The organism is Kitasatospora sp. MBT66, assembly GCF_000710405.2.
In the GTDB taxonomy this organism is placed as follows: Bacteria; Actinomycetota; Actinomycetes; order Streptomycetales; family Streptomycetaceae; genus Kitasatospora; species Kitasatospora purpeofusca.
This window is the reverse complement of sequence record NZ_JAIY01000006.1, coordinates 917,946-930,888: the sequence shown is the minus strand read 5'-3', so window position 1 is coordinate 930,888 and position 12,943 is coordinate 917,946. Positions and strand designations below refer to the sequence as shown.

Annotated in this window: 12 protein-coding genes and 1 riboswitch; of the genes, 8 read left to right on the top strand and 4 right to left on the bottom strand. The window is 71.3% G+C overall.

Annotated features, from left to right (window positions below; all coding sequences use genetic code 11):
* Positions 1-25: 25 nt before the first annotated feature.
* The 3 genes from glyA to gcvT form a co-directional block, all read right to left on the bottom strand.
* Positions 26-1,294, bottom strand: coding sequence for a serine hydroxymethyltransferase (gene glyA / locus BI06_RS16560; RefSeq protein WP_030392724.1), 1,269 nt, complete (start codon positions 1,292-1,294; stop codon positions 26-28).
* A gap of 78 nt (positions 1,295-1,372) precedes the next feature.
* Positions 1,373-1,756: a glycine cleavage system protein GcvH gene (gene gcvH / locus BI06_RS16555; protein WP_030392723.1), complete on the bottom strand. Its 384-nt coding sequence runs from the start codon at positions 1,754-1,756 to the stop codon at positions 1,373-1,375.
* Between the two features lie 87 nt (positions 1,757-1,843).
* Positions 1,844-2,965 (bottom strand): glycine cleavage system aminomethyltransferase GcvT, encoded by a 1,122-nt coding sequence (gene gcvT / locus BI06_RS16550; RefSeq protein WP_043468832.1) that lies wholly within the window; start codon positions 2,963-2,965, stop codon positions 1,844-1,846.
* Between the two features lie 215 nt (positions 2,966-3,180).
* A riboswitch (glycine riboswitch) is annotated at positions 3,181-3,287 on the bottom strand.
* Positions 3,288-3,494: 207 nt separating this feature from the next.
* Between gcvT and BI06_RS16545 the strand changes: the two genes are divergently transcribed.
* From BI06_RS16545 to BI06_RS16510, 8 genes are all read left to right on the top strand, one after another.
* Positions 3,495-4,289, top strand: coding sequence for an enhanced serine sensitivity protein SseB C-terminal domain-containing protein (locus BI06_RS16545; RefSeq protein WP_030392721.1), 795 nt, complete (start codon positions 3,495-3,497; stop codon positions 4,287-4,289).
* A gap of 175 nt (positions 4,290-4,464) precedes the next feature.
* Positions 4,465-5,412 (top strand): enhanced serine sensitivity protein SseB, encoded by a 948-nt coding sequence (locus BI06_RS16540; RefSeq protein ID WP_051741118.1) that lies wholly within the window; start codon positions 4,465-4,467, stop codon positions 5,410-5,412.
* 474 nt (positions 5,413-5,886) lie between these two features.
* Positions 5,887-6,876 (top strand): ABC transporter permease, encoded by a 990-nt coding sequence (locus tag BI06_RS16535; RefSeq protein ID WP_030392719.1) that lies wholly within the window; start codon positions 5,887-5,889, stop codon positions 6,874-6,876.
* 56 nt (positions 6,877-6,932) lie between these two features.
* A complete protein-coding gene (locus tag BI06_RS16530) occupies positions 6,933-8,714 on the top strand; it encodes an ABC transporter substrate-binding protein (protein ID WP_030392718.1) in 1,782 nt (593 codons plus the stop codon).
* A 101-nt stretch (positions 8,715-8,815) separates the two neighbouring features.
* Positions 8,816-9,826 (top strand): ABC transporter permease, encoded by a 1,011-nt coding sequence (locus tag BI06_RS16525; RefSeq protein ID WP_030392717.1) that lies wholly within the window; start codon positions 8,816-8,818, stop codon positions 9,824-9,826.
* Positions 9,823-10,896 (top strand): ABC transporter ATP-binding protein, encoded by a 1,074-nt coding sequence (locus tag BI06_RS16520; protein ID WP_030392716.1) that lies wholly within the window; start codon positions 9,823-9,825, stop codon positions 10,894-10,896. Before BI06_RS16525 ends, BI06_RS16520 begins: the two co-directional genes overlap by 4 nt.
* 34 nt (positions 10,897-10,930) lie before the next feature.
* A complete protein-coding gene (locus tag BI06_RS16515) occupies positions 10,931-11,995 on the top strand; it encodes an ABC transporter ATP-binding protein (RefSeq protein WP_030392715.1) in 1,065 nt (354 codons plus the stop codon).
* Between the two features lie 43 nt (positions 11,996-12,038).
* On the top strand, positions 12,039-12,698 hold the full coding sequence (locus tag BI06_RS16510) for a trimeric intracellular cation channel family protein (RefSeq protein WP_030392714.1): 660 nt from the start codon (positions 12,039-12,041) through the stop codon (positions 12,696-12,698).
* On the opposite strand, the gene BI06_RS46390 is transcribed toward BI06_RS16510, so the two are convergent.
* On the bottom strand, positions 12,634-12,943 hold a 310-nt coding region (locus BI06_RS46390), incomplete at its 5' end, for an IclR family transcriptional regulator C-terminal domain-containing protein (protein ID WP_304440882.1). The two genes, BI06_RS16510 and BI06_RS46390, sit on opposite strands and share 65 nt — an antisense overlap.

Sequence of the window (12,943 nt, the reverse complement as noted above, 5' to 3'; positions counted from 1 at the left end):
TCACCCGCGGTCGAACAGGAGGGACCTACAGGTTCGGGTACAGCGGGTACTTCTCGGCGAGGGCGGTGACCCGGGCCTTCAGGTCGGCGGCGACGGTCTCGTCGAAGGCCGGCTTCAGGGCCTCGGCGATGATGTCGGCGACCTCGCGGAAGTCCTCGGCGCCGAAGCCGCGGGTGGCGAGCGCCGGGGTGCCGATCCGCAGGCCGGAGGTGACCATCGGCGGGCGCGGGTCGTTCGGGATCGCGTTGCGGTTGACCGTGATGCCGACCTCGTGCAGCCGGTCCTCGGCCTGCTGGCCGTCGAGCTGGCTGTTGCGCAGGTCGACCAGGACCAGGTGGACGTCGGTGCCGCCGGACAGCACCGAGACGCCGGCCTCGGTGACGTCGGACTGGAGCAGGCGCTCGGCCAGGATCCGGGCGCCGTCCAGGGTGCGCTGCTGGCGCTCCTTGAACTCCTCGGAGGCGGCGACCTTGAAGGCGACGGCCTTGCCGGCGATGACGTGCTCCAGCGGGCCGCCCTGCTGGCCGGGGAAGACCGCGGAGTTGATCTTCTTGGCGTGCTCGGCCTTGGAGAGGATGACGCCGCCGCGCGGGCCGCCCAGGGTCTTGTGGGTGGTGGTGGTGACCACGTCCGCGTACGGCACCGGGTTGGGGTGCAGACCCGCGGCGACCAGGCCGGCGAAGTGGGCCATGTCGACCATCAGCAGTGCGCCGGTCTCGTCGGCGATCCGGCGGAACTCGGCGAAGTCGAGCTGGCGCGGGTAGGCGGACCAGCCGGCGATGATCAGCTGCGGGCGGTGCTCCTTGGCGAGGCGCTCGACCTCGGCCATGTCGACCTGGCCGGACTTCTCGTCGACGTGGTACGGCACCACGTTGTAGAGCTTGCCGGAGAAGTTGATCTTCATGCCGTGGGTCAGGTGACCGCCGTGGGCCAGGTTCAGGCCCAGGATGGTGTCGCCCGGCTTGATCAGCGCGAACATCGCGGCGGCGTTGGCCTGTGCGCCCGAGTGCGGCTGGACGTTGGCGTGCTCGGCGCCGAACAGGGCCTTGATCCGGTCGATCGCGATCTGCTCGACCACGTCGACGTGCTCGCAGCCGCCGTAGTAGCGGCGACCGGGGTAGCCCTCGGCGTACTTGTTGGTCAGGACCGAGCCCTGGGCCTCCATGACCGCCACCGGGGCGAAGTTCTCGGAGGCGATCATCTCCAGGGTGGTCTGCTGGCGGTGCAGCTCGGCGTCGACCGCGGCGGCGATCTCCGGGTCGAGGGCGTGCAGGGACTGGTTCAGAACCGTCATGGTGGAGTCTTCCCGGAAGTGAGAGGGAGGAGGGCCGGCGGGCGGGGCGGCCACCGCGCTGCGGCCGCCCCGGGTGGCTCAGGCCGAGGGGTTGGTGAGCTTGGTGTACTCGTCGGCGCTCAGCAGCGCACCGGTCGACCCGACGCGGACCTTGAACAGCCAGCCACCCTCGAAGGGGTCGCTGTTGACCAGGCTGTTGTCGTCGGCGACGGCCTCGTTGACCTCGGTGATCTCACCGGTCACCGGCGAGTACAGGTCGCTGACCGACTTGGTCGACTCCAGCTCGCCACAGGTCTCACCGGCGGTCACGGTGTCACCGACCTCGGGGAGCTGCACGTAGACGATGTCGCCGAGGGCGTCGGCGGCGTGCTTGGTGATGCCGACCGTGGCGACCTCACCGGCCTCGGCGGTGGTCAGCCACTCGTGCTCCTCGGTGTACTGCAGGTGCTGGGGGTTGCTCATGGCGTCATTCTCCAGGATGGGAAGCGGGTACGGCGAAGCGGCCCGGGGGGCGGACGAGCCTCGCGAGGGAAAGGTGGGGGAGCGGGGTCAGCGGGCGCGCTTGTAGAACGGCAGCGCCACGACCTGCACCGGCTCGTGCTTGCCGCGCACGTCCACCGCGACGGTGGTGCCCGGGGCGGCGTGGGCCGCGTCCACGTAGGCCATCGCGATCGGCTTCTCGAGGGTGGGGGAGGGCGAGCCGGAGGTGATCCGGCCGATCGGGGCACCCTCGGTGGAGACCACGGTGTACTCGGCGCGCGGCACCCGCTTGCCCTCGGAGACCAGGCCGACCAGCACCCGCGGCGGGTTGGCCTCGGCCGCGGCGGCGGCCCGCTCCAGGGCCTTGCGGCCGACGAAGGCGCCCTCGTTGGTGGTCTTGTCGAAGCGCACCACCCGGCCCAGGCCGGCGTCGAACGGGGTCAGCTCGGTGGACAGCTCGTGGCCGTACAGCGGCATGCCGGCCTCCAGGCGCAGCGTGTCGCGGCAGGACAGGCCGCAGGGGATCAGGCCCCGGTCGGTGCCGGCCGCGGTCAGCGCCTGCCAGATCTGCTCGGCGTCGCCCGGGTTGCAGAAGATCTCGAAGCCGTCCTCGCCGGTGTAGCCGGTGCGGGCGAGCAGCACGTCGCGGCCGGCCACCTGGGCCGGGAGGATCGCGTAGTACTTCAGGCCGGGCAGGTCGGCCTCGGTGGTGTCGGCCAGGATCGCGGTGGACTCCGGGCCCTGGACGGCGATCAGCGCGTAGGCGTCGCGGTCGTCGGAGACGACGGCGTTGAAGCCCTTGGCGCGGGCGATCAGCTCGTCCAGCACCAGCTGGGCGTTGGAGGCGTTGGCGACCACCAGGAAGGCGTCCTCGCGCAGGCGGTAGACGATCAGGTCGTCCAGGATGCCGCCGTCCTCGGCGCAGATCATGGTGTAGCGGGCGCGCAGCACGCCGAGCGCGGAGACGAAGCCGACCAGGGCGTGGTCCAGCATCTCGCCGGCCTGCGGGCCGGTGACGGTGATCTCGCCCATGTGGGACAGGTCGAACAGACCGGCCTTGGTGCGGACGGCGAGGTGCTCCTCGCGCTCGCTGCCGTAGCGCAGCGGCATGTCCCAGCCGGCGAAGTCGGTCATGGTGGCGCCGAGGGCGCGGTGCAGCGCGTCGAGCGCGGTGAGGCGGAGGGACGACATGGCCAGGAACTCCTCGGTCGGGGCACTCAGGGGTGCGCACGCCGGGACCGGCCCGGGCACGGGGCGGACCCTGCGCGCGGGCATGCGGCGGCTGGGTCTCCCCATCTGTCGTCGTACCTGAGAGCTTCACCGTCCACTGCCCTGCAAAGGACAGCATGGCGGCTTGCACCGTGGGTGGGCGGACGGCAGGGCCGTGCACCGCTTTCCAGATCTGCCTAACCCGTGCGGTAGGGGGGCCTGAGAGATTCCGGGGAGGACTTGCTCCTTCGGCGCCGGCTGTGCCGCCAGGACGGGGCACTCCGGACTCTCCCGCGCGGGTTCGAGCGGCCGGTATGGAGTTGGAGGGCCTGGGTGGATGCCACCGCAGACGCGCACATCATGGCACGTCCGCACCGATGGCGGGAGAGGGGGCTGCCTCACAGCTCCCGCTCCGCTCCCGGTCGCGTCCCGCCTTCCTTCCGCGTCCCGTTCCGTCCCGCCCGGACGCTAGGCTGCGGGAATCGGCGAGCGGAGGGCGGTACAGGGGCGGATGGGCAACCCGGTGGAGCAGCAGGGCTGGGGCGGGGCGCAGTCGGCGCCGGCGGGCGGTGCCTGGCCGGCCAACGAACTGGAGCAGGTGCTCACGGCCGCGCTCGGCGACCCGGGCGCGACCCCGCGGGTGATCGAGGTGCTGGCGCGCAGCCAGGTGTGGATCCCGCTGCCGTCCGGCGGCGACCCGCAGGGGCGGGCGCTGGACCTGCCGACCCTGGAGCTGGCCGGCGGCCCCTATGTCCCGGTCTTCTCCTCGCAGGAGGTGCTGCTCCAGCAGGCGCCGGGGATGGCGTTCGCGGTCGCGCCGGTGTGGGAGTTCGCCCGCGGTCTGCCGCTGGGCGTCGGTATCGCCGTCAACCCCGAGGCCCCGGTGGGCATCCCGGTCCCGCCGGAGGGCGTGGCCGAGCTGCGCCGCGGGCCGCGCGAGGACCGCTGGGACGTCGCCCAGGACGCGCCGTCCGGGGGCCGGGTGGCGCTGCGCGAGCCGGTTCCGGGCGAGGACCCGGAGCTGTTCCTGGCCGCCTGCCGGGCCGAACTGGCACTGCTGCCCGGGGTGCTGACCGCCCGGCGGGCGCTGGCCAGTGTCGAGGGCGAGCCGACCGTGATGTTCGTGGGCGTCCAGCTCGACCCGGCGGCCCCGGCCGACCCGGGGGCGGTGAACGAGGCGCTGGGGCGTGCGCTGGGAACCGCGCCGCTGCCCGGCGGCGTCCACCTCGTACTGCTCGACCTCGCGGACGATCCGGTGGTCGAGTGGATGGTGAACCGGGTCGCGCCCTTCCACGTGCGGGGCTGAGCCGGTCCCCGGCCGTCCCTCCGGCACCTGTCGGGGCCGGGCGCGGGCGGGGGAGCGGCAGGGGCCCTGGCACGTCGGCGTGGCGGTGGTCGACGGTGCCCCATAAGGTGCGTGCTGACGGCCGCCGGGCCGCCGGTGACGGACGAGGAACGAAGAGGCGCAACGAGGTGGGCGCATGAGTGCGGGATCGGTAGCTGGCGGTGCACCGGGGCCCTGGGGCCAGGCGCCCACCGGACGCCCGGATCCGGGCGCGCTGGAACGCGCCCTGCGCGAGGTGGCGCCGGAGCGCTACGAGGCCTACGAGACGATGCTGAACGCGCTCGCCGAGGGCCGGGTCTGGATGCTGCTGTGGCACGGGACGCCGGGCAGCGCCGATGCCCAGTACGGGAACATGGAGATCAGCGGCCACGGCTACGCGCCGGCCGTCACCTCGCCCGAGCAGCTGGCGGCGTCCGGCTGGGCGCGGGCGCACGAGGTGATCTCCGGCCGGGAGATCGCGGCCTCGCTGTACCGGACCCGCTGGGGGCTGTGGCTGAACCCGCACGCCCCGGGCGGCGGGGTCGGGGTGCCGTGGGCGGACCTGCGCCGGGTGGCGGCGGGACTGGACCGGCTGCCGGCCGGTCCGCTGAAGCTGAGCGAGCCGCAGGTGCCGGCCCAGCAGTTCTTCGCGCTGCTGGAGCGGCAGGCGGCCGAGGTGCGGGCGGTGCGGGCGCTGCGCCGGGCCTGGGTGCGGCCGTCGGTGGGCGAGCCGTACCTCGCCATCGGTCTGGAGCTGTACGAGAGCTCGCCGCCCACGGTGGAGGCGGTGCGGGCGCTGATGCAGCGGGCGATCGCGGTCGCGCCGGAGGGGCTGGCGGTCTCGACGGTGGCGATGGCGGACGAGTTCGACCCGGTGGCGCTCTGGATGCGGGCCCACGCGCGCCCGTTCTACGACCGGGAGGCGGCCGGGCACGGCCGTCCGCAGACCGGCCCCTACCCGCCGGTGCCCCCGCCGCCGTACGCCTCGCAGCAGGGCCCGGCCCAGGGGCAGGGCTTCGGCTACGGCACCCAGCCGCCCGGTCCGGCCTGGCCGGGGCAGCAGCCTCCGCCGCAGCAGCCGTGGCCCGGCTACCCCGGTCGCTGACCGGGGCGGAGCCCCGAGTCCCGTGCCACGAAACCGGCTTGACGTCACGTCAGGCCGGTTTCGACGTTTTTTCGGACGTTCTCCCCGAATCGGATGGAACACATCTTGACATGGCTGTTACAGCTGTGTGAAGAGGGATATGCCGATGGTCGTGGAGGTGCATGCACACAGATCACAGTTGGGCATCTGTCGGTGGTCAGGGCTGGCGTAAGCCAGTTCGGATGGCAGAGAGTTCTGCAACAGCCCGCCGCGCGTGGTTGGCGTCCCACAAGGGCGAACGCGCTGGCGGACCGCATGATCCACGTGACGCCCATCCCGCGTGGCAGCAGTACTGAGCCAGTCGTACCGCTGGAAACACTCCGCTCCTGCACTTCCGCACGTCCGCACCCAAGCACGTCCGCACCAGCCGCGCCGCCGATCCCGGTGCCCGGCACCCGTGGGCCGGCCACCGTCGGCGAGGGGACCGAACTGACCATGACCGCACCCATCAAGACCGCCGGCAACGCACCGGAGGCAGACGCCGCCGCGAGCCCGGCCAAGAAGATCGAGGGCCGCTCGCTCGGCCGGATCGCCTGGACCCGCTTCAAGCGGGACAAGGCCGCCGTCGCCGGCGGCGTCGTGGTGATCCTGCTGATCCTGCTCGCCGTGCTGGCCAAGCCGATCGAATCGGCCTTCGGCCTCGACCCCGACGCCCTCAACCAGGACCTCCTGGACGCCGACCTCGGCGGTCTGCCGTTCGGCGACTGGGGCGGCATGAGCTGGGACCACCCGCTCGGCGTCGACCCCCTGCAGGGCCGTGACCTGCTGACCCGCGTCATCGAGGGCTCCTGGGTCTCCCTGCTGGTCGCCTTCGGCGCGACCGTGCTGTCCAACACCATCGGCACCGTGCTCGGCATCATGGCCGGCTACTACGGCGGCTGGGTGGACACCCTGATCAGCCGGGTGATGGACGTCTTCCTCGCCTTCCCGCTGCTGCTGTTCGCGATCGCGATCTCGACCTCGCTGCAGGGCGGCGCGTTCGGCCTGCACGGCCTCCCGCTGCACATCATGGTGCTGATCTTCGTGATCGGTTTCTTCAACTGGCCCTACATGGGCCGGATCGTGCGCGGACAGACCCTCTCGCTGCGCGAGCGCGAGTTCGTCTACGCGGCCCGGAGCCTGGGCGCCCGCGGGCCGTTCATCCTCTTCAAGGAGCTCCTGCCCAACCTGGTCGGTCCGATCCTGGTCTACTCGACCCTGCTGATCCCGACCAACATCCTCTTCGAGGCCGGGCTGAGCTTCCTCGGCGTGGGCATCCAGCCCCCGCAGGCCTCCTGGGGCGGCATGCTCCAGGACGCGATCCGGTACTACCAGGTGGACCCCCAGTACATGGTGGTCCCCGGTGTGGCGATCTTCGTCACCGTACTCGCCTTCAACCTGCTCGGCGACGGGCTGCGTGACGCCCTCGATCCCAAGAGCAACTGACGCCGCGTCAGGATCCCTCGTTCGGCCAACACTTCCTCAAGGGGTTGATCTCACCCATGCGTAGGTCCCGTACCGTCGCACTGACCGCCACGGCTGCTGCCGCGGTCCTGGTCGTCACCGGCTGCTCGTCCAGCACGAAGAGCACCGACGCCAAGTCCACCGCCTCCGGCTCCGCCACCGAGGCCGCCGGCGGCTCCGGTGCCAACGCGGCCACCAAGGGCATCGTCAACGCCTCGGACAAGAAGGGCGGGACGGTGACCTTCGAGATGAAGGGCACCCCCGACTCGCTCGACCCGGGCAACACGTACTACGCGTACATCTACAACTTCTCGCGCCTGTACGGCCGTCCGCTCACCACCTTCCAGCCGGGCGCCGGCGAGGCGGGCAACAAGCTCGTCCCGGACCTCGCCGAGTCGCTCGGCCAGGTCAGCGCCGACGGCCTGAGCTGGACGTACAAGCTGCGCAAGGGCCTGAAGTACGACGACGGCACCCCGATCACCTCGAAGGACGTCAAGTACGCCGTCGAGCGCTCCAACTTCGCGCCGGACGTGAACTCCAACGGCCCGACGTACTTCAAGGAGCTGCTGGTCGACAACCCGACGCCGTACGAGGGCCCGTACAAGGACAAGACCGGCGACCTGAAGTCGATCGAGACCCCGGACGACACCACCATCGTCTTCCACCTGACGCACGCCTTCGCCGACTTCGACTACCTGGTCAGCGCCCCGCAGACGGTCCCGGTCCCGCAGGCCAAGGACACCGGCGCCGAGTACGTCAAGAAGATCGTGTCCTCCGGCTCCTTCAAGTTCGAGTCCTACGAGGACGGCAAGCAGGCCGTCCTGGTCCCGAACACCAACTGGGACCCGAGCACGGACCCGATCCGCAAGCAGCTGCCGGACAAGATCGTGCTCCGGATGAACATCGACCAGGCCACCATCGACAAGGACCTGCTGGCCGGCAACGCCCAGGTCGACCTGGTGGGCGGCGGTGTCGACCCGCAGACCCAGGCGCAGATCCTGCAGAACCCGAAGCTGAAGGCCAACACCGACAACGCCTACGGCGGCCGCCTGGTCTACATGGCCATCAACACCGATGTCGCGCCGTTCGACAACATCGAGTGCCGCAAGGCCGTCCAGTACGCGGTCGACAAGGTCTCGGTGCAGACCGCGCTCGGCGGCCCCGTCCGCGGCCAGGTCGCCAACACCGTGCTCCCGCCCGACATCCCGGGCCACCAGGACTTCAACGTCTGGGAGACCAAGGACAACAAGGGCGACGAGGCCAAGGCCAAGGCCGCGCTGAAGGCCTGCGGCAAGGACAGCATCACCACCGTGCTCTCCGCCCGCACCGAGCGCGCCACCGAGGTCGCCGCGGCCACCTCGATCCAGGCCGCGCTGAAGAAGGTCGGCATCAACGCCGAGATCCAGCAGTTCCCGCAGGGCAAGTACCTGGCCGACAGCGCCGGCGCTCCGAAGTTCGCCAAGGAGCACAACATCGGTCTGATGATGATGCAGTGGGGCGCCGACTGGCCGACCGGCTACGGCTTCCTGCAGCAGATCGTCGACGGCCGCGCGATCAAGGCCTCCGGCAACAGCAACCTGGCCTCGCTGAACGACCCCGCGGTCAACAAGCTGCTCGACGACGCCGCCACCAACCCGGACCGCGCGGCCCGCGAGAAGATCTACGGCGACATCGACAAGAAGGTCATGGAGGCCGCGGTCTACGTCCCGCTGACCGACTTCAAGGTCTTCCTGTACCGCCCGGACAACGCCACCAACCTCGCGTCCACGCCGGCCTTCTCGGGTGAGTACGACTACCTGAACATCGGCACCACCAAGTAAGAGCCTGGCTCTGCATCCCTGAAGGCAGGTGAAGGCAGCGGCAAAGCCCGCCGCCGTCCGGAGGATCCCGGACGGCGGCGGGCGGCCGGAGCCGACCAACTGTGTTTGCCTACATCATCCGCAGGATCCTCGCCGCCGCGGTGCTGCTGCTGGTCGTCAGCGCGGTCACCTTCGCGATCTTCTTCCTGCTCCCGCGCCTCGCCGGCGAGACGGTCGACCAGCTGGCCACCCAGTACATCGGGAAGAACCCCTCTCCCGACGCGATCGCGGCGGTCAAGAAGAACCTCGGCCTCGACCAGCCGCTGTACACGCAGTACTGGAACTTCCTCAAGGGGCTGGTCAGCGGCGCCGAATACAAGTTCGGCCCGGAACCGGCCACCTGCCACGTGCCCTGCTTCGGCTACTCCTTCAAGAACCACCTGGAGGTCTGGCCCGAACTGTCCAAGCGGATCCCGGTCACGCTGTCGCTCGCCATCGGCGCGGCCACGCTCTGGCTGGTCTCCGGCGTCGCCACCGGCGTCGTCTCCGCCCTCAGGCCGCGCTCGATCTTCGACCGGATCTCGATGGGCATCGCGCTCGCCGGCGTCTCGCTGCCGGTCTTCTTCACCGGCGCGCTGCTGCTCACGGTGTTCAGCTACGAGTGGCCGATCCTGGACAACCTGCAGTACGTCAACTTCACCGACGACCCGCTGATGTGGGCCCGCAACCTGATCCTGCCCTGGATCTCGCTGGCCTTCCTCTACTCCGCGCTCTACGCCCGGCTCACCCGCGCCGGAATGCTGGAGACGATGAGCGAGGACTACATCCGCACCGCCCGGGCCAAGGGCCTGGCCGAGCGCAAGGTCGTCACCCGGCACGGACTGCGCGCCGCGCTCACCCCGATCGTCACCATCTTCGGCATGGACCTCGGTCTGCTGCTCGGCGGTGCGCTGATCACCGAGCAGGTCTTCTCGCTCCAGGGCGTCGGCCAGTTCGCCGTCCAGGCGATCTCCGACAACGACCTGCCGAAGATCCTCGGCACCACGCTGCTCGCCGCCTTCTTCATCGTCCTCTGCAACCTCGTGGTTGACCTCCTGTACGCCGCTGTCGACCCCCGGGTGAGGCTGTCGTGACCGAGCTCCAGAAGACCCCGGCCCGCGCGGCCGCCCCGGCCGGAGGAGGGGAGCCGTACCTCTCCGTCCGGGACCTGCGGATCCACTTCGACACCGACGACGGCCTGGTCCGCTCGGTCGACGGGGTCAGCTTCGACCTGGCCAAGGGCCGCACCCTCGGCATCGTCGGCGAGTCCGGCTCCGGCAAGTCCGTCACCTCGCTCGGCATCATGGGCCTGCACCGCTCCAAGCGGGCCCGGATCACCGGCGAGATCCGGCTCGACGGCGAGGACCTCGTCGCGGCCGGCCCGGACCGGGTCAGGGAACTGCGCGGCCGGGAGATGGCGATGATCTTCCAGGACCCGCTGACCGCGATGCACCCGTACTACACGGTGGGGCAGCAGATCGTCGAGGCCTACCGGGTGCACCACCCGCAGGCGACCAAGAAGCAGGCCCGCGCCCGCGCCGTCGAGATGCTCGACCGGGTCGGCATCCCGCAGCCGGACCGCCGGGTCGACGACTACCCGCACCAGTTCTCCGGCGGCATGCGCCAGCGTGCCATGATCGCCATGGCCCTGGTCAACGACCCCTCGCTGCTGATCGCCGACGAGCCCACCACCGCCCTGGACGTCACCGTGCAGGCGCAGATCCTGGACCTCATCCGGGACCTCCAGGAGGAGTTCGGCTCGGCCGTCATCATCATCACCCACGACCTCGGGGTGGTCGCCGAGCTCGCCGACGACATCCTGGTCATGTACGGCGGCAAGTGCGTCGAGCGCGGCCCGGCCGAGACCCTCTTCGACTCGCCCGAACACCCCTACACCTGGGGCCTGCTGGGCTCGATGCCGCGTCTCGACCGGGAGCTCCAGGAGCGGCTCGTCCCGGTCAAGGGCACCCCGCCCAGCCTGATCAACGTGCCGTCCGGCTGCGCCTTCCACCCGCGCTGCCCGTACGCGGCGCTGACCGGCGGGCGCTCCACCGAGGAGACCCCGGGGCTCACCGAGGTCGCGCCCGGCCACCACGCGGCCTGCCACCTCGCGCTCTCCGAGCGGCACCGCATCTTCACCGAAGAGATCGCGCCCCGGCTGTGAGCCCGGACTCGTACCACCTTTCTGGAGAGAACCGATGACGGACACCCAGGCGGCGACCATCCCCGCGCCGGCGCCCGCCCCGGACCGGCAGCCGCTGCTCCGGGTGACCGGCCTGACCCGGCACTTCCCCATCCACAGCGGCCTGATGCGGCGCCAGACCGGCGCCGTCCGGGCGGTCGACGGCATCGACTTCACGGTCAACGCCGGTGAGACCCTGGGCGTCGTCGGCGAGTCCGGCTGCGGCAAGTCGACCATGGGCCGACTGGTCACCCGGCTCGACGAGCCGACCGCAGGGAAGATCGAGTTCGAGGGCACCGACATCACCCACCTGGGTGTCGGGGCGATGCGGCCGCTGCGCCGCGACATCCAGATGATCTTCCAGGACCCGTACTCCTCGCTGAACCCGCGGCACACCGTCGGCACCATCGTCGGTGCGCCGTTCCGGCTGCAGAAGGCCGAGCCCGAGGGCGGGGTCAAGAAGGCCGTCCAGGAGCTGCTGGAGCTGTGCGGGCTCAGCCCCGAGCACTACAACCGCTACCCGCACGAGTTCTCCGGCGGCCAGCGCCAGCGCATCGGCATCGCCCGGGCGCTCGCCCTGCGACCCCGGATGATCGTCGCCGACGAGCCGGTCTCCGCCCTGGACGTCTCCATCCAGGCCCAGGTGGTCAACCTGCTCGACGACCTCCAGCGGGAGCTCGGCCTGACCTACCTGATCATCGCGCACGACCTCTCGGTGGTCCGGCACGTCTCCGACCGGGTCGCCGTGATGTACCTCGGCAAGATCGTCGAGATCGCCGACCGGGACTCGCTCTACCGCGCCCCGATGCACCCGTACACCACCGCGCTGATGTCGGCCGTCCCGGTGCCCGACCCGCGCCGGCGCCAGAGCGGCGGGCGCGAGCGGATCCTGCTCAAGGGCGACGTGCCCTCGCCGATCAACCCGCCCAGCGGCTGCCGCTTCCGCACCCGCTGCTGGAAGGCCCAGGAGATCTGCGCCACCCAGGAGCCGCCGCTCGTCGCGGCGACGGCCGGCCACCAGGTGGCCTGCCACTTCCCGGAGAACGCCGTCACCGGCGACGGGGCGCGGGCCTCCGCCTGACCGCGCGGTCGGAGGGGAGGGCCGGCCGGGTCACACTGGTGCGGTGACCTCGCAGATCTTCCCCTCCGACGTGCAGCAGTCGCTGGACCTCGTCGGCATCTTCGTCTTCGCCCTCTCCGGAGGGCTGCTCGCCGTCCGCAAGAACATGGACATCTTCGGCATCTGCGTCCTCGCCGAGGTCACCGCGCTCGGCGGCGGAGTGATGCGCGATCTCGTCATCGGCGCCACCCCGGTCGCCGCGTTCAGCAACCTCGGCTACTTCAGCACCCCGCTGCTCGCCGGCCTGGTGGTCTTCTTCCTGCACCCCGAGGTCGAGCGGATCAACCGCGCCGTGCAGACCCTCGACGCGCTCGGCCTCGGCCTGTTCTGCGTCACCGGCACCGCCAAGGCCCACGACTACGGGCTCGGCGCGGTCTCCTCGGTCGCCCTCGGCATGGTGACCGCCGCCGGCGGCGGCGTGATGCGCGACGTCCTCGCCGGCGAACTCCCCTCGCTGCTGCGCTGGGACCGCGAGATCTACGCCGTGCCGGCCCTCGTCGGCGCCGCCCTGGTCGCCGTGCTGATCGCCCTCGACAGCCTCACCGCCGCCACCGGCACCGCCGCCGCGCTGACCGCGTTCATCCTGCGGATGCTCGCCCTCAAGTACGGCTGGCGCGCGCCGCGGGCCTGGCACCGCAACGGTTCTCGCACCAGCGAGGAGTAGGCGAGCCGCCGTACGCCAGCGAGACCGCCTCCGCGGTGCAGAGCAGCTCCGGCACCAGCCGCAGCAGCTCGGCCGACGGCATCCGGTCGGCCGGCGCCGAGATCGCGCAGGCCGCGACCGCCCGCCCGTCGCTGCCCGCCACCGGCGCCGCCACGCAGGTGACCGCCTCCCGGTGCTCGGCCGACTCCGCCGCCCAGCCCCGGCCGCGCACCGCCGCCAGATCGGCGGCCAGGGCGTCGGCGGCC

Excerpts from the sequence above, each read along its gene's own strand:
- glyA (WP_030392724.1), bottom strand. The coding sequence starts at position 1,294 with ATGACGGTTCTGAACCAGTCCCTGCACGCCCTCGACCCGGAGATCGCC.
- BI06_RS16540 (WP_051741118.1), top strand. The coding sequence starts at position 4,465 with ATGAGTGCGGGATCGGTAGCTGGCGGTGCACCGGGGCCCTGGGGCCAG.
- gcvH (WP_030392723.1), bottom strand. The coding sequence starts at position 1,756 with ATGAGCAACCCCCAGCACCTGCAGTACACCGAGGAGCACGAGTGGCTG.
- gcvT (WP_043468832.1), bottom strand. The coding sequence starts at position 2,965 with ATGTCGTCCCTCCGCCTCACCGCGCTCGACGCGCTGCACCGCGCCCTC.
- BI06_RS16515 (WP_030392715.1), top strand. The coding sequence starts at position 10,931 with ATGACGGACACCCAGGCGGCGACCATCCCCGCGCCGGCGCCCGCCCCG.
- BI06_RS16535 (WP_030392719.1), top strand. The coding sequence starts at position 5,887 with ATGACCGCACCCATCAAGACCGCCGGCAACGCACCGGAGGCAGACGCC.
- BI06_RS16530 (WP_030392718.1), top strand. The coding sequence starts at position 6,933 with ATGCGTAGGTCCCGTACCGTCGCACTGACCGCCACGGCTGCTGCCGCG.
- BI06_RS16545 (WP_030392721.1), top strand. The coding sequence starts at position 3,495 with ATGGGCAACCCGGTGGAGCAGCAGGGCTGGGGCGGGGCGCAGTCGGCG.